General features: G+C 37.8%; 16 protein-coding genes and 1 pseudogene. All 17 read right to left on the reverse strand.

Translation table 11 applies throughout. The features are described from left to right. Window positions 1-6: 6 nt before the first annotated feature. Window positions 7-1,431: a lipopolysaccharide biosynthesis protein gene (locus tag DXA18_RS10560; RefSeq protein ID WP_117636406.1), complete on the reverse strand. Its 1,425-nt coding sequence runs from the start codon at window positions 1,429-1,431 to the stop codon at window positions 7-9. Beyond that, the gene (locus DXA18_RS10565; protein ID WP_117636405.1) at window positions 1,424-2,647 is read right to left on the reverse strand and encodes a hypothetical protein; all 1,224 of its coding nucleotides are present in this window, start codon (window positions 2,645-2,647) and stop codon (window positions 1,424-1,426) included. The genes DXA18_RS10560 and DXA18_RS10565 overlap by 8 nt, the downstream gene beginning before the upstream one ends. 40 nt (window positions 2,648-2,687) lie before the next feature. Further along, a complete protein-coding gene (locus tag DXA18_RS10570) occupies window positions 2,688-3,995 on the reverse strand; it encodes a glycosyltransferase family 4 protein (RefSeq protein WP_117636404.1) in 1,308 nt (435 codons plus the stop codon). Between the two features lie 12 nt (window positions 3,996-4,007). Then, the gene (locus tag DXA18_RS10575) at window positions 4,008-4,505 is read right to left on the reverse strand and encodes an acyltransferase (protein WP_055282588.1); all 498 of its coding nucleotides are present in this window, start codon (window positions 4,503-4,505) and stop codon (window positions 4,008-4,010) included. Then, complete coding sequence (locus DXA18_RS10580; RefSeq protein WP_117636403.1) at window positions 4,502-5,659, reverse strand: hypothetical protein; 1,158 nt, start codon at window positions 5,657-5,659, stop codon at window positions 4,502-4,504. Before DXA18_RS10580 ends, DXA18_RS10575 begins: the two co-directional genes overlap by 4 nt. A gap of 2 nt (window positions 5,660-5,661) precedes the next feature. Beyond that, window positions 5,662-6,426, reverse strand: coding sequence for a glycosyltransferase family 2 protein (locus DXA18_RS10585; RefSeq protein ID WP_055282591.1), 765 nt, complete (start codon window positions 6,424-6,426; stop codon window positions 5,662-5,664). Then, window positions 6,426-7,172, reverse strand: coding sequence for a sugar transferase (locus tag DXA18_RS10590; RefSeq protein ID WP_272491531.1), 747 nt, complete (start codon window positions 7,170-7,172; stop codon window positions 6,426-6,428). The genes DXA18_RS10585 and DXA18_RS10590 overlap by 1 nt, the downstream gene beginning before the upstream one ends. A gap of 22 nt (window positions 7,173-7,194) precedes the next feature. Further along, window positions 7,195-8,478 (reverse strand): DegT/DnrJ/EryC1/StrS family aminotransferase, encoded by a 1,284-nt coding sequence (locus DXA18_RS10595; RefSeq protein ID WP_117636402.1) that lies wholly within the window; start codon window positions 8,476-8,478, stop codon window positions 7,195-7,197. A 55-nt stretch (window positions 8,479-8,533) separates the two neighbouring features. Further along, window positions 8,534-10,477, reverse strand: coding sequence for a polysaccharide biosynthesis protein (locus tag DXA18_RS10600; RefSeq protein ID WP_242987483.1), 1,944 nt, complete (start codon window positions 10,475-10,477; stop codon window positions 8,534-8,536). Window positions 10,478-10,541: 64 nt separating this feature from the next. Next, window positions 10,542-11,051 carry a hypothetical protein gene (locus DXA18_RS10605; protein WP_117636401.1) on the reverse strand — a complete coding sequence of 170 codons (510 nt, stop codon included), beginning with the start codon at window positions 11,049-11,051 and terminating at the stop codon, window positions 10,542-10,544. Between the two features lie 235 nt (window positions 11,052-11,286). Beyond that, the gene (locus DXA18_RS10610) at window positions 11,287-12,546 is read right to left on the reverse strand and encodes a sugar transferase (protein WP_243007099.1); all 1,260 of its coding nucleotides are present in this window, start codon (window positions 12,544-12,546) and stop codon (window positions 11,287-11,289) included. Window positions 12,547-12,848: 302 nt separating this feature from the next. Next, the gene (locus DXA18_RS10615; protein ID WP_118383846.1) at window positions 12,849-13,493 is read right to left on the reverse strand and encodes an LPXTG cell wall anchor domain-containing protein; all 645 of its coding nucleotides are present in this window, start codon (window positions 13,491-13,493) and stop codon (window positions 12,849-12,851) included. Window positions 13,494-13,519: 26 nt separating this feature from the next. Next, a complete protein-coding gene (srtB, locus tag DXA18_RS10620; RefSeq protein WP_118383847.1) occupies window positions 13,520-14,272 on the reverse strand; it encodes a class B sortase in 753 nt (250 codons plus the stop codon). 14 nt (window positions 14,273-14,286) lie between these two features. Then, on the reverse strand, window positions 14,287-15,273 hold the full coding sequence (locus DXA18_RS10625; RefSeq protein ID WP_243007100.1) for an LCP family protein: 987 nt from the start codon (window positions 15,271-15,273) through the stop codon (window positions 14,287-14,289). Further along, window positions 15,274-16,019 (reverse strand): annotated as a pseudogene (locus tag DXA18_RS10630) (polysaccharide biosynthesis tyrosine autokinase). Then, window positions 15,988-16,710: a YveK family protein gene (locus DXA18_RS10635; RefSeq protein WP_118383848.1), complete on the reverse strand. Its 723-nt coding sequence runs from the start codon at window positions 16,708-16,710 to the stop codon at window positions 15,988-15,990. Before DXA18_RS10635 ends, DXA18_RS10630 begins: the two are co-directional and overlap by 32 nt. Continuing rightward, the gene (locus DXA18_RS10640; protein WP_118383849.1) at window positions 16,711-17,454 is read right to left on the reverse strand and encodes a CpsB/CapC family capsule biosynthesis tyrosine phosphatase; all 744 of its coding nucleotides are present in this window, start codon (window positions 17,452-17,454) and stop codon (window positions 16,711-16,713) included. Between the last annotated feature and the right edge of the window lie 129 nt (window positions 17,455-17,583).

Consider the following 17,583-nt stretch of genomic DNA (forward strand, 5'->3'; position numbering starts at 1 on the left):
TTTCTCCTAACGATGTAAATATTTTGCTAACATTATTTTTCCTTTTCTCATTATATTAATTATCAATTTTCTATTAGCAGCAATCAAAGCAACAAGAATTATTAATTGTATTATTACAGGCACTATAGTAAATCCACCTAAACAGACTATGAATTGTACAACTAACAAGATATACATTATTGTATGTTTTAGAAAATTCACTCGTATATGTATATATCTTTTACTTCTTTGTAATCTAACTAACCAAATAACAATATTAGACACAAGTGTTGCAACTGCAGCACCCATTACACCAATATAAGACACTAATACAAAATTTAATATGGTATTTACGACTGCACCTATCATAGTTGAATATGAGAATATTTTAGTATCTTTTACTGCTGTAAAAATGCTCCCTAAAAAGCCAGCCAAACCACCAAAGACGAAAGAAATCATCAATGGAGGAACATATTTCCATGCTACAAAAAAGCTCTTTGCATATAAAATATGTGCAAATGGAATAGTTAATATAATTAACATTGAACAACACAAAACTAAAAAACCATTATATGCCTCATACATATCAGCAACAAAATGATCACTATCTTCTGGATCAAAATCTTTTATGGCTGATAACTGCCATGCCTGCGTAAATATATCACTACATGCAGTCAGCATAGTCGGTATTTTATATGATACCGTATAAATTCCATTCGCAGTTGCACCTAAAATCCATGTAACAATATATCTATCCGATGAACTATTAATCCACCAACCAATTTTATTAAAAATTAATGGGAACCCAAATTTTTGCAATTCCTTAACTGTAGTTTTATTTACTTTATTAAACTTAATGTGTTTATGTATTTTCAGTCGTACAGATCCCCAAGCTACAGCCATAAAGGTTCCCAGGTAATTAGCTATTAAATATCCATTTAATCCACACTTCAGCACAACCAACAAAACAACATTTAATACACATGATGCTATTGTGGTAATCAAACTCATTTCAACCATATATTGTACTTTATCAATGCCTCTGGCATAATTAGTCAGTACATTATACAGTCCTGTAGACAATACCATTAAATAAAATGCAACTAAATATGATGTATTAATTTTAAAGAAAGGAAGTATTCCTATCATAATTGTACAAATAGCACATAACACCATTCCCTTCAGGCAAACAAATAACCCGCTTGATATTACTTCATCGGATTCATACTCTTTATCAAAGCAAAATCTTAATATTGCACTTTCGATGCAAAGGATAATGATTGGTAATACCAAATTGGCAGAAGTACTTACTATGTCCCCGATTCCATAGTCTGCTGTGGATAAACAATTAGTATATAAAGGAACCATAAGGAATGCTATTATCTTAGGACCAAAACTACTTATCCCAAACAAAATAAAATTTTTCGATAAATATTTATATTTCTTATTCATATGAATTGCTCGTTACTCCTTGACCCAACGTCACTCTAATAAATGATGTTCTTTCTACTGAGCATAACATCACCGCAAATTGCGTTACGAAAAGACTATTCCAAAATACCGATTGACCAAATATTGAAATGATACATGTTAAAACATAACATTTACTATATAAATCTGATTCTTTCCATATATTCCAAAAAAGTTTCAAATATAAAAGCAATCCAAATACACCGTAAATTAACATGCAATTTCCAATAGCATTAACAAAGCCCAAATATGAAAGATTAAGACTTAATTTATATTTACTTAATGCCACTTCTCCAGAACGCATATAATTCTCTACATTCATATATGGTATTCCTAATACTTTATAGATCAAAGGTGCAGCCCAAAACAATTGAAATCCCAACACAAGCCTAACTGAATTAGATGTATTTGTAACCGAAATATTCGTCAACTTATTTAATGCCATTGAAAAAATACTCAAGTTTGAAAATGCTCCTATACCTATTATCAAAACACCTACTATCATTAACGAATTAAAATATTTCCCTTCGCTTCTGGCACTTACAAACGCATAAAACAGCCATATTACTCCGGTCATTAATATTCCCGTTGAAGATGTCGATAATAAAATGCTTATCGAAATAAATACCATCCAGATATGCTTTTTTCTTTTCATACACATACATAAAAGCGGTAATATCCATGTACAGTATGCTGCCGGTTCTAAAAAGAAAGAATGTGGTCTATCATAACCCAATAAATAATTTTCGCTATTTGACTGCAAAAATGGAAATATATTAATTGTAGACACTGATTGTCCCAATATATATACCTGGAAAGATTGGTAAAAAATTCCAGCCATAACAATAATTCCTATAATTTTCCAAACCCTAAATAGATTTTCTTCATCAACTTTTTTATATATACACGATAAAATTAATAAGTATAAAACTCTCTCTACCCAGAGTCCTGTATTAAATCCAGTTATAAACATCCTGAAAAAATCATGTACTATCATAAATAGAAAAAATATAAATAATGGTTTATATAAATAAAATTCTCTATATTTTATAAAATAAATAGCTACAACAGCAATTACACAAATTAATCCTAAATGAAGACCTGCAATTTCATACTGATTGATCAGGCAAAACAATGGGATAAAAATTTCCATCAAACTTATCTTCTTTTTTTGTCTATTATTTATTCCTTCATTCATTATTTTCCCTCACATCAATAAAATCTTTCTAAGGCTTTGACTACGCCATGACCTCTTTATACCAATTCACATATTTTTCAGACATAATATCAATCGAAAACATATTACCTATTTCAATAATCTCTTCATATTTCCAATTTTTATCCAATGCTGTCTTTAATGTATCTGTAACTGATTCATTACTTCTATCTTTTACTTTTAACATTGCTTCTGGATAATATAAATCCTGTGTTGCATCTAAATCCTCAAAGGTAACGCATGGTACTCCATGCATATATCCCTCAACAATAGGCAATCCAAACCCATCATTTAAACTCAAAAATAAATTTACATCACAGAATTTCCAAAAAATATCCATTCGATCATTAAATCCGCCTAAAATAACATTTTTATGTAATTGATATTCCACAATTTTTTTTCGGACTTCTCCATTATCTACTTCTCTTCCCCAAAGCACCAACAGGGTGTTTTCAAATACTTTTGTATTTTTCAATATTTCTACTGCTTGCATTTGATTTTTGTTTTTGGTTATATTTCCCACGAAAAAGAGAATTTTCTTACCATTTTTTTTGCTATGCTGCAAATAAGCATATGTATCACTCAACTTTGGATATAAATCATTCTGATTCAAACAATCGCTATAATATTCCTGAAACTTTTCTTGCGTTAAAGTGCCTTCTTCTCGAATAAACTTTGTATCATTTTCATCGTTTTTTTTCGTTCCATTCGTAATAACAGTGATATTATTTGCTTTTTTTCCTAAATAGTTTTCTTCTATTCTGGCTTTCATACCACTACTAATTACACTAATTGGTATATTGTTTTTTTCTGCTTTTATTAAAAAATCACGTTCTATCTGCTTTTCATATACCGGTGCAGAAACCGAATCATTCAAACCAATTAAACCATGTAAAGTAACTGTATACCTTACTTTCATTTCTTCACAAATTCTAATATAGCTTTCTGTAATAGTTCCTATACCATGTATATGAACTATATCCGGTTTTTCCATTTGAATTTGTTTTCTAACATATCCACCATCTACTTCATAAAAAACATGTCTGGCTCTATCTTTTACTGTAACACCATTCGCAAAAAATGCTTTTATTCCTATTAACCAATCCTTTAATTTTGCATTAGAAAAGAACTGTCCCCATGTATGAGAAAGGATTTTAAAATTCTTTTCATTTTTTCCCTTTGTAATAACTCGTGTTAATAAAACAACATTTTCTAATTCGGCCACTGAACTTACTATATTTTGAACCATTATTCCAAATCCAGTCTTATTTTTAGTAAATTCAATTATATTGTCATCATATATATACGGAGCAATAATCATTACTTTCATTTATATCGTCACCTAAAAAAATTTGTTTTCTGATTTTAATTCATAATAATGTTGTTCGTTTCTCATTTTAAATACTTTCGCCGGATGTCCTCCTGCAATTGAACATGATGGAATATCCGATACAACAACGCTTCCAGCTTGAATAATAGCCCCTTCACCAATTTTAACCCCTTGTAAAATTGTAACATTTTGCCCAAGCCAAACATTGTCTTCTATCACGACATCACCGTCTATAGTCGTTTCGTCATAAGGAATAGATTTTCCCTCATAGTTATGATTAGAGGTTAATATCAATATTCCTCCTCCTGAATGAAAATTATTTCCAATAGTAACATTTCCATTTCCTGTAACTTTCATCCCATTAAAATGACAATTATCTCCGATATAAGTCTTAGATGTAAATTTACTCCAATGGTTTATATGTAATCCCTTTCCATATTGCTTGGCTGTTTTTTTACATAGATTTGTATAAAAACCTGTTCGTATTTTTTTTATAATTTTTCCTATCATACGCTTTTCTCCAATACTTCTGATAAAAGTCTATGTTCCTTATAAAGACAAACATATCCCAATTCTTTCAATTTATTAAAATTTTCAGGATTACTCATATTATCTATTATTATTGGAATTGAATTGCATAATGCCTGATTCAATACCGTTGAATAAAGCGAAATTGCGGCACCAGATTGTAATAAAGATTGCTCTATCGAAATTTGGGTTGTATCCTCTACATCTGCAAAAGTAAATATCTTTTTAACAATATCCATATTAGAATATCTCGGATGTGGACGTATTGAAATTTTATTTCCACTCTTATATAACTGTTCCAATATTTTTGATATTTCCTTTAATACCTCTTCCGATTCTGCACCTAAATAATATGTATAATCATATTTCTGTGTTCTGATCAGCTCTCCATCGAATTTCAAAGAAGCCGGAACTTCAACAACAAACTGATTTTTATCTGCCTTCATAGAAGCTAATATTTTTCCATAGTATTCATCCCAAATATAGCATTCATCAAATTTAAAGAACGAATCTCTCATATAGTACATTTTTTCTCCATGCATGACATCTATATGCTTGATATTTCTTTGTTTACAGTAAGCTGTCAGTACTGAAGACGTAAAAGAGTATTCCGCACAAACCGCTATTGCTTCAGGTGAATATTCTTCAATGGCAAAACTATATCTTCCAATTTTAATCAAACATTTTAAAATAAACTGCCAAGAAAATGGATATCTACATATTATTCCTTTTATAAACTTTTTATCTTTTGCAGTTAATAAAGTTCCTTCTACCGGATTACTTTCAATTGCTTTATACCTTTTTTTCAAAGACTTTGGCAAAATATTTTCCGGTTTACCATCTCTAAAAAATACCAAATTTTTATGCTCTAGCCGATTCACCTGAACCTTTTTTCCATATTTGAACCAATAGAGAATCGCCACTGGAAATGAAACCAGATTTAACAAAAAAGTGATTCCTTTTCCATTAAACTGCATCTGACACTTATACTGAAAATACGATCTTTCAATCTCATCTCGTGGATTTCCTAATTTAGCAATGTATTTTTTTTGTTTACTGACATCATATGAGAATAATGCGTCTTGCCTTCTTTCCAAAAGAACAGCCATTTTACGCAGCATATCATTCATACCCATAATTAACTCACCTTTTTAACGTACCGCACCTTTTTCCAGCATCCATAAATTAAATTTTGTAAAGTCAAAAATAACGATGCAATACTATTCTTATTATCTGCTTCCTTGAATAACTTATAGTGCCATTTTACTAATTTTAAATAGCCATGATTAGATATTGATCCTGACCGTTTTCTATACTGTGCCAGCACTTTATCATAATGATAACAGTTTGCCTTTTTGATTACTTTCAGCCACATGGCATAATCGTTATTCTTTTTAATATCTGCAATCTGTATTTTGCCAATCTTCTCCGCATCATACATTACGGTCAAACACCCCGGCCAACAATAACGATACATTCCCATTTTCGTAATCTTCTTAGGTCCGGTTACTTTCACTCCATTCGTCACATCATTTTCATCAATTTCTTCATAACTAGTATATGAAAAAGAGTATTTATTTTTTTTCATATACTTTATTTGTTCTTCCAGCTTGGTCGGATACCATAAATCATCACTGTCCAAAAATGCAATCCACTTACCCTTTGCATTTTTTAATGCTTTATTTCTTGATACGGCAGCACCAGAATTTTTTTTGTTTTTTAAATAAATAATTCGGTCATCATCATACTTCGATACAATCTCATCTGTATTATCAGTTGAACAATCATCAACTATCAACAGTTCCCAATTTTTGTATGTTTGCTCTAATACAGATTCTATTGTCTTACTAATAAATTTCGCAGTATTATATGAGGGCATTATTATTGAAACTAACTCGTTCATTACTTCAATCCTTTTAGTAGTTCTTTTGCTTCGTTCTGTTTTTTATCGTATTCTTCTTTACTTATCTGTTTTGTTTGGAGAAGATAATCCCCATAATCTGCAGCAGTTACACTACCTTCTTCTGTAATTCCCTCCTGCTTAATAAATGCTTTTTCAACAGTTTTAAAAAGAATTTTTAAATCACGCCCAAAAGAAACATGTTCTATATACTCCAAGTCATACTGCAATTTTCTATCCCATGAAATTGCATTTCTGCCACTTACCTGTGCAAGCCCAGACAATCCAGGTTTTGCAGTATGACGCATTCTTTGTTCTTCTGACATAAACACCATATCTCGAACTAACTGCGGACGTGGCCCTATCAGTGTCATCGTGCCATTTAAAATGCAAAATGCTTCTGGCAGTTCATCCAAAGAGGTAGATCTAAGCCATGCACCAAATTTTGTCAGACGCACTTCATCGGGCAGCAAGTTTCCCTCTGCATCTTTCTTGTCTGTCATAGTCCGAAATTTATACATTTTAAAAATTCGTTCTTTTCCCGTTTTCGGATCAATCAGTCCAGGTCTATATTGAGTAAACAACACTGGACTTCCCAGTTTGATTCGAACCAGCAGAGCGATGATTGCATACAGCCAACAGAATACAATAATTGCCAATCCAGAGCAAAAAATATCAATCGCTCTTTTTATGTATCTTTCGTAAAATCCCATTTTACGGTACAATTTATGATTTTTTTCTTTCTTCATAAATCTCTCCTAAAACACTTCCTTATTCAAAGCAAGCCTTTATTACTTCAATAATTCTATCCTGCTGCTCTGCTGTCATTTTATTGTCACTTGGCAGACATAATCCTCTTGTAAAAATATCCATACCTACATCAGCTACTCCGCCTGCAATATACGCATTTGATCTGGCACGTCCGTTTCCATCTCTGACAACAAATGGATTCAAACGATAAATCGGCTGCATATGCATTGGTTTCCAAATTGGACGCCCCTCAGCATTAATAGATGCAATCGCTTCCAGAATCTCTGTCGGGCAAGACTTTCCTGTTTCTTTTACATAGCACACATCCTGCTCGCCACGAACCTGTTTGCACATGGCTTCCTTATTAATAATCAGACAAGACAGCCAATAGTTTGGTTCAGAGTTTTCCAGATCCATTGGATTCATAGATACCGGCAGTCCTTTTAAGCCCTCTTTATATCTCTCATAAATTGCTTTCTTCTGTGCAATATGTTCTTTCAGGTAAGGGAACTGTCCACGAACAACACCAGCAACCACATTACTCATACGATAGTTGTATCCCAGTTCTTCATGCTGATACCATGCAGCATTTTCCCTCGCCTGAGTAGACCATTTACGAACCTTATTTGCTGCTTCTTCATCATCTGTCAGGAAGCATCCACCAGCACTGCCGGTAATGATCTTATTTCCATTAAAAGAAATAGTGTTATATTTTCCAAATGTACCTGTCTGCACGCCTTTATATGTAGCTCCCATAGATTCTGCTGCATCTTCTACTAAAATGGCACCATGCTTTTTAATGATTGCATTTAACTCATCTACTTTACCAGGTGTACCATACAAATGTGCAACCACAACTACTTTTGTATCTGGATAAATTTCAAATGCTTTTTCTAACGCAACCGGATCCATATTCCAAGTATCATACTCTGTATCAATAAATACAGGTTCTCCGCCTTCGTAGACTACCGGATTTACAGTTGCATCAAATGTCATATCAGAACAAAATACTTTTTTCCCTTCTAATGCACCATGTCCAACTTTCGGCATTCCATATGCTTCAATACCAGCCAATTTCATTGCAAGATGAAGTGACGCTGTTCCTGCTGATAATGCAACTGCGTATTTGCAGCCGATATATTCACATGCCATTCTTTCTACTTCATTGATATTCTTACCAACTGTGGACATCCAGTTTGTTTCATACGCTTCTTTCACATATTCAATTTCCAGACCATGCATGGTTGGGCTGCTCAACCATACTTTAGACTCAAATTTTTCAAATTTATTATTTTCTTTAAACATAACTTTCTACCTCTTTTCGCCTAATCTCATTTTTTCAGAATGTATTAACTTGTTATTAAGCAATCTCTTTATTTACGTCTTCCGGTCTTTTAAATGTTGGAACAACACTTCGGAGAGCTTCTTTTGCAATCAGATCATCACCTGTATCACATGCATCTCTAAGTACATTAATCTTTTTATAGATTTCTTCTTTACTCAGTGCATTATCTCTTTCAATGAAAATCATACTGTTGTCTGTTTTATCGAGTTCTTCTGTCTTAACTAACAGTTCCTCATACAACTTTTCTCCTGGCCTTAATCCAGTTTCAACAATTTCAATTCCCTGGACACCAGATAAACGGATCATATTCTCTGCCAGATCCATAATCTTAACCGGTTGTCCCATATCCAGAACAAATAATTCTCCATTATTCGCAATCGCCCCACTCTGCAGAACAAGCTGTGAAGCCTCTGGAATTGTCATAAAGTATCTGATAATCCTCTTATCTGTAACAGTAACCGGACCCCCATTTGCGATCTGACGCTTAAACAACGGAATAACTGATCCGGCACTGCCAAGTACATTTCCAAAACGTGTTGCACTGTATTTTACTTTTCCGTGTGTACTTGCACTCTGGACAATCATCTCGCACATTCTCTTAGTTGCGCCCATAACATTTGTAGGATTAACTGCTTTATCCGTTGATACCATCATAAAGCGTTCTGCACCATACTCCTCACAAAGCTCTACCAGATTCTGTGTACCAAATACATTGTTGTAAATAGCTTCTACACAGTTATGCTCCATCAAAGGAACATGCTTATGAGCGGCTGCATTGATGATGATCTGCGGATGATATTTTTCAAATACTTTTTCCAGTGCTTTTCTATGCGTAATAGAGCAAATTTCAATCTGTAAATCCAGTTTATTTCCATAGGCAATCTTCAATTCCTGCTGAACATCATATGCACCATTCTCATAAATATCTAAGATAATGATTTTCTTCGGATTCATCTTTGCCAACTGTCTGCAAAGCTCTGATCCAATGGAACCACCACCGCCAGTGATAAGTACTATCTTGTCTTTGTAGTAAGCATTTGTTCTTTCATCAGAAACCACTAATGGCTTTCTAAACAGAAGTTCTTCAATATCAAATTCTCTAAGATGCCTCTTTCCACCTGCAGTGTACATGGTCGGATAATCGTAAACCTTTAACTTATATCCTGCGTTTTTGTAATATTCATAAAGAGCTTTCTTCTTTTCGGCATCCATAGATGGAATAGCAAAAATAATCTCCTGCACTTCAAACTCTCCTAACTTCTGAAGTGTTGCCTCATCTTCTGACCAAACTGGAATGTCATGAATTTCACGCCCAACTTTCTCTTTGTTTACATCAATAAATCCCCTTGGAATATAAGCTGCTTCTGAGTTATTCAAAAGTTCCTCAGCTAAACTGACTCCTACTCGACCAGCGCCAATAATTGCAACTTTGATTTTCTGAACTTCTTTTTCATTTCCTGCCTCTATACCAGAAAACATATGTAATAATGTAGAAAGAATTTTTCCTCTTGTTGTTTCCTGATTTCCGCACTTATATGCGTAGCGATACATCATACGAAGTGCTAAAGCCCCTAAGAGATTGAGGCAGACAAGCGAAAGCATTCTGGCAAATGTAATTTTTTGAACTGGAAGTAATAACTCCAGACACAGATAGGCAACAAAAGCAATAGAATCGGTAAACAGCAGCCGGATATAACATTGTATCCCACCATATCTCCATACCTGCCCATATACTTTACCAATAAGACGTGCTACAAAAATACACAGTACAGAGAGGCATACTTGTTGAAGTATTCCTGTAGTTGATAACTTATCCATTCCTCCGTACAGCACCAACAGTATTACTGCTACTACTGCATACACAATCAAATCATACCCGACCAGCATCCATCTGATATTTGGCGTACTGTTCTGCTTTGTACGATTCACGTTCATATTATTCTCATTCGCTCTATTCATTGTTTACCCCCCCACGAAAATTGGGCGGGTTTCATCCTTTCATAATTCTTTTCAATTTCGTGATTTACTTCTTTTCAAGCGGTGTAAATAAAACAGTTCCCTGCTCTGTTTCAGTTCCCATTTCAAGTACACTTGTTGATTTCACAATCGTTCCAGATTTTAATGTACAGCTATCTCCAATAAAGCTATATGGCTCCACTACTGTATTAGCACCTATAACTGTTGCCTGACCGATAGTGCTTCCACAACCAACAACTGCTCTCGGCTCAACAATACAACCAGGCATTAAATTAGCTGATGGAGAAATTGTAGAATCCATATGGAATAAAACCGGAATATTATAAAGTGTTTCTAATTTCTTATTCCATTCAAGTCTTTCTGTTCCATCATCACATGCAGCTATCGCACAGTTATATTCTGGATAAAAAGTTTCTACTTCTTCCAGTTTTCCAATAGCACCTTCTCTGTCATTATCTACAAAGGAGATTTCTTCAAAGCAACCCATTGACTCTGCTATCTCTTTCACATAATCTCCATATCTTTTAGAGGCTACAATTAATAATTTTCTTCTCATTTTCAACACACTCCTCATAATTATTTATTTTTATTAGGTAAGCTCTTCAACACGACGACTAGCCTGTGAATGTTCTTATTAAAAAGATCATTCGCAGGCTAGGTCAAACCTCCTTATCATAATTTTTCAGCTTATAGTGTGGGTCAAAATAAGCATCCAAGAAACCATTCACTTTTCGCAGTTTCGCAACTTACTCGACACAACCATACAGAAAAATTATCATAACAAAATTCGACTAAGCCAGCGAAACCCTTGTAAAATCAAGGTTTTTCTTGGTTGTCCCTATTATACCGCTATCTCCACGTAATACGTTAAAGAATTGCGGAAATTCATCCAAGCTTGTTCGTCTGATAAAATCACCGACTCCTGTCTTATGCGTTCCATCCGGAAGTATCTTATTTCCGATAACACGTGGATCAAAGTCCAGTTTAAACATCTTGCCATCCCCAAGTTTGTTATCTTTCATCAGTTCAGCCTTACGTTCTTCTGCATCCATATACATGCTTCGGAATTTATACATTTTAAATCTTTTTCCATTCTTTCCTACACGTTCCTGTGCAAAAAAGATCGGTCCCGGTGATGCTATGTAAATTGCCGGAGCAACAAATATACACAAGATTCCGGTAATCAGGCATCCTGCCAGACCTCCGGCAATATCCATCAGTCGTTTCAGCATCAGATCTCTTGTAGATGCGGAGTTAATACTGGTAGTCAATACTGTATAATCTCCAACTTTTTCTACAAACTGTTTTTTCCCCGACACGCTTTGTACCTTTGCAAGATTCAGATGCACGGTTACTCCGGTTTCCGTAAACTGCTCGATCAGTTCTTTTGGATATGGAACTGCACTGGATGTCACTATGAGAACTTCATCAATCCATTCTTTGCAGACATACTCTGCTGCGTTTTCCATATTGGCAACTACTTTCACGCCATCTATATACTTTCCTGTCATTTCCTTATCTATGACAGCAATTCCAGCAATCTTATACAGGGCATAATTATGCTCTTTCATGCTTTCTACTACTGAACTCACTACATCTGCTGAAACTACAAGAAGTAAGGAACGATCTTCACCATCTTCCATTTTCTTTTTAAGCAAATATTTCCACAGCTCTCTTACCAGATAAGTAAGTAGAATATAGATAACGAGATTCAGTACTAATGCCAGTCTGGAATATCGCTGTCCTTCCTGAAGCATAAACAAATAAAGCAATAAACATGCTCCAAGAATCACTCCATGCTGTACAGTTACAACAAAATCTTTATAATGTCCTCTTTTCAGAACGTTTTTCAACGTCCCCATTACAAACAGCACTACCAGATCTGCTACTTCCATAAAGACAGCCATATTTCTATAAAGAATTAGCTGGTATGGATTAGCTCCATATCCGCTTAATGCATACGCCAGAACGAACGCCACCTGCAAACAGATCAAATCTAAGATGATAAAATCCACATGCTTTATCCATCCAACAGAATCTTTTCTATACATACTTTTCTTTCCTCTTTTCTCATTTCCCAGATCCTATTACGTTCGTTTTTAACTAGCTGTTACAATCCTCTTACTTACCAACGAACAAAGCCTTTTTATAAGAAATACAAAGTCCGCCACAGAGCTTTGTATATTACATTCAATACTACTAAGAAACAATCCCGTATGGCATTTTCTACCATTGTTCCATTTATTTAAATTATCATCAATCACATATACTGCTTTCGCTTCAATTAAGAAGCTGACATACCAGATATCATATGCCAGCTTCTTACCTTTTCGGATGATCTCCGAATATTATCTTACACTCTTTTCTTTTTGAATGTCAGAACTGCTGCTGCCATAAGAACTACTGCTGCACATCCCCATGCCATCCATGAGTTGTTAGCCTCTACTCCTGTCTTAGGAGCTGTACCTGTAGCATTGTCAGCTGCTTTTGTAGCATCTACCTTAGCGATAACTGCTACTGGAGACAGATCTTTGAACGAAGCTGTAACTTCTTTGTTCTCCAGGTCTACGCTGTCCGGTGTAATAACTTCCCATGTAGAACGAGCTGTACTGTAGTGCAGTACGGCTACATCTGTCATTCCGCTTGTCAGAGCAGGTACAGACATTGTCAGTTTAACATCTGTAGTTGAAGCTCCATCCAGGGCTGCCAGATCCTGGATTGATGTAACCAGGCTCTTGCCTTCCAGTGAAGATGCGATCTCCGGTGCTGCCTTAGCAAGGTCATCCAGAGTCTTAGTACCAGCGTTGATCTGGCTGATCAGATCTGCTGTATCTGCATCCAGTCCCTGTGCTTTTGACACGTCCTCAAATGCATATGAACCCTGAGTATCACCAACGACTGCCATTCCTGTAGTCTTGCTTCCTGCTGCTGACACACCCATAACCTGCATAGCTGCCAGAGTTACGAGCATTGCCAATCCAATGAGTTTCTTCTTCATTTGTTGTTTTCCTCCTTCTATCATCATTATTGTTCTTTAGACTCCAGTACTGCTTGTACCAGATATCTTTTATCGCTCATCCCCCCGTAACAGGTGGAGAGCGTGATGACCTTGTCGTCTGCCGTTACCTTCATAGAGGTATCGACCGATGCCTGCATATCACGGATGTTGAATACATTGTCCAGATATGCCTGAAATATATCTTTATTATTGAAATTGATGCTTTGCATCAGATGTCTGTTGTCATATAAGTATGCTGCAAAAATCTTATAATGCAGGATCTGATCCGGCATGTAAATGATGATCTCTCTGTTCTCATCGAAGAACGAGCGGTCCATGTACTGATGTAAGCCATTGAACATCGTTCCATTCGTCATGCCGTGACCGTAGATCACGGTATTCGGATCTTCGAATGTCTTCGAATTATAATCCTCGGTGAATATGGCTCCTGCCGCATTCTCTTCTTTCTCAGCATTGTGATCCAGGTAGTAAGCATTATCCGTCTCACTCTGTGCGATCGGATAATCGATCACTGTCCCCGGTATCCGGATCCATGCATAGATCTCCGGATTCTTGCTCTGCAGTGTGGCAAAGTCTATCGGTATGTCAAGCGCAGGCTTCTCCTCCGCCTGATCGGTATCTTCTTTTACTACTTCTTTTTTTAGCTTATCGTATTCCTTACCTGCATGTCTGTCCTGGTAGTACTGATATTCAGCCACTCCTGCACAGATGACTCCGGCAAGTACCAGGATGCCCGCGATCGCGGTACGCTTCTTCATGCTCTGATTCTCCTTTATTTCACTTCTTTATAGAAAGTATGTATGATCTGCTCATACAGTGCGTCATCGTCTACGTGATATTCATCAAAGGACTCGCCTTCCACGCCTTCGCCCGGAATGGTCCATTCTGTATAATCCTTGTCCTGGTCTACGGACTGGATCAATGTCAGCAGACGATCCTGACTGATATTTGTTACCATATACGGTGTAAGCGTCTGATACAGTTCTGCCGCGTAAGTCTTGCTCTCTGCATAGCGCTCTTTCGCCTTCTTGATAAATGCATTGATATAGACCTTCTGGCGTTCCAGTCTGGCGATAGCGCTCTGACTAGTCTCGACATCTCTGCTTCTGACAAAAAGCTCGGTATTGCTTTCATCCAGTGTTACTTCTGTACCCTGCGTGTATTCCGGATACGCGCTTGCCAGGCTGTTATTCGGTACAGTCACCGTCACACCGCCCAGGCTTTTACTGAGTGCCGGCAGTCCATCCAGATTCAACGCAATGTAGCCCTGAATCGGCACGCCATACATTAGATTCTCCACCGCTTTCTGTGTGAGCTTGCAACTCTCCTGACCGCCATCGCCATATCCATAGGATAAGCTGATGTGATCGGTGGAGGTACCAAGGCTGTTGCCTTCCAGATCAAAACTTTCGACCGCCGTCATGGTATCTCGTGGAATGGAGATCATCGTCACTTCTCCGTTCTTGCGGTTCAGCGACAACAGGAACAATGCATCTGCCTGTCCGGCATCACTTCGTCCCACTCGTGTATCGCTCTGTTCTCTGGTGTCTACACCGATAAACAGATAATTGCTGATGTTCTTATTATATTGCCAGTTCTTGCCCTGCCACTGGATCGTCGGTTCTTTCTCGTCTTCTGTCTGTGCCTGCTGCTTCGCCGTGCTATCCGTGTCTTTCTTATGGCATCCTGTCATACCGACCATGCCCAGTACAAGTGTAATAATCAGCAGACTATGTATGATACTCTTCTTTCTCATCATCTAGTACTTCCCATACTTACCATATTTACCGTACTTGCCGTATTTGTCATATGAATAATACTTGCCTTTCTTCATATCGACCTTATTTAATACAGCTCCCAGGATGTGGCTGCCACTCTTTTCCAGCTGGCTCTTGACCTTCTGTGCCATGCGGTAGCCTACGCGACCGCTCTCGATCACAAGGATCGCTCCATCGCACGCACCGCCTACGATCGCAGCATCGATTACGCTGCCCATCGGCGGAGTATCTACCAGCACATAGTCATAACGCTGGCTGAGGCCTTCGATCAGTCTGCCAAACCCTTTGCCTTCCAGCAGCTCTGATGGATTCGGAGCCACAGGTCCTGCAAAGATGATGTCTACGTTCTCAAAGTTCGTAGAATACAGGATCTCTCTGATCGGCACCTGTCCACTCAGATACTGCGACAGTCCTTTGACCTCCTGCTGTACCTGATATCTCTGTACAAAGGATGACTTACGGATATCCGCGTCGATCAGCAGGACTTTCTTGCCTGCCTTGCCCATCTCTTTTGCCAACTGTGAGATCACATCACTTTTTCCTTCATTAGGAAACAGCTGGTCACCAGTATCGAATGTATGTCTGCTCCCGCGAACTGAATATTGGTTCGCAGAGTCTTTAATGCTTCTTCATAAAAATAGTCTTCTTTGCGTCGGTCCGTCAGTGTGACAGTCGGTCGAAGCTTCGACGCGCCATCACTTCTTTGACTTCTTCTTTCCTGATCCATTAATATAGTCCTTTCTGTCCGGGATCACACTCAGTGTAGAGATACCCAGATATTTCTCAATGTCTTCTTCTACGCAGATGCTGTCATCCATCAGTGCACGCACTATCACAATAGCTGCACACAGGATCATGCCAAGCAGTGCCCCAATCGCGATCGTCTTCTTTACGCTCAAGTCTGTTCTTTCGTAGGATGCCTCACCCTTTTCAATGATCTTAGGCGGTGTAACTTCCATCTTATCTCCGATATACTCGGAAGATACGGTAGACAGCTCATCTACAATCTCTTTTGCCTTCTTTGCATTCGGATATTCTACTGATATCTGCAGGATACGTGTATCCGATTCATTATTAACCGTAATGCAGTCGCGCAGCTGCTTATAATTCATATCCAGATCCAGGTTATCGATGACATCATTCAGCACCGGTCTGCTCGTAATCAGGATCGAATAGTCCTTGGTCAGCTGTGAACCGATCTGCAGGTCTGCCAGCGAACTCAGCGTCGTCTCCTTTGTAAGTACCAGCATCATGGATGATGAGGTATAGCTCGGCGTCGCCAGAAATCCGGCATACCCAAACGCTGCTGCTCCAAATATAATGCCTGTCAGTATAATGATCAGTATCTTTGATCTTAATATATAGAAGATCTCTAACAGATCGATCTCCATCTCGTCATTCTCAAATCTCTTTTCCATCTATCTCTTTCCTCTAGCCTGTTGTCTTTTTTCTTCCAGAATCGCTCGTGCATTGCCCTGCACCAGCAGCCTGATATATTCTTCATCCAGATGCTTCTGCATCCAGCGGTCTGCGCTGCTCGTATCCGGCTTGCGGTGTACCGGATCATGCATGTCTGTCGATAAAAAATCGACCCACTGCTCTTCCAACTGCTTTCTGCACCATCTGGTGGTCTGACTGCGAATGCTGCCGCCTACCGAACTGTAATTCATCTGTATCTTTGCTCCGGCTTCCGCGAGCTCTGCGAGCCTGTCTCCCTCGCGCAAAGCATTATACCGTTCTACGTGTGCCATAATCGGGACATATCCGCCCATGCGCATCTCCCGCACTGCTCCATACAGCATGGAGTACGGTGTGGATGGCATAAACTCCACCAGCACATACCGGGTATCTGCCAGTGTCAGTAGCTTTCCTTCATCCAGAAGTCTTCTGGCATCGGATGAATACAGGATCTCCTGTCCCGGAAACACCGGAAATATCACATCAAATTGCTGCTCTGCCTTTGCCCGGAATATCCTGCACAGCTTGCGGATCTTTTCTGTCCGTTCACGAGAGGCATCTCTGGCAGAACCATGTGGCGTAACAATCGCTCCCACGATCTCATGCTCCATAGCAATATGCAGCATCTGAAGGCTCTGTTTCATATCTTCAGCACCATCATCGATCCCCGGGAGGATATGACAATGCATCTCGATTTTTTTCATAGTTACTCCCCATCTCTATAATCAATCAGCACCACCAGCTTAGCTGGTGGTTTGCTCTGTCCCTGTAAGGGACTATTACCGGCTTGGACCTCAAAGGTCCTACGAAAATAAGGTCCCCAACCGCACCTC

The organism is Dorea sp. AM58-8, assembly GCF_003464045.1.
Classification (GTDB): Bacteria; Bacillota; Clostridia; order Lachnospirales; family Lachnospiraceae; genus Claveliimonas; species Claveliimonas ammoniilytica.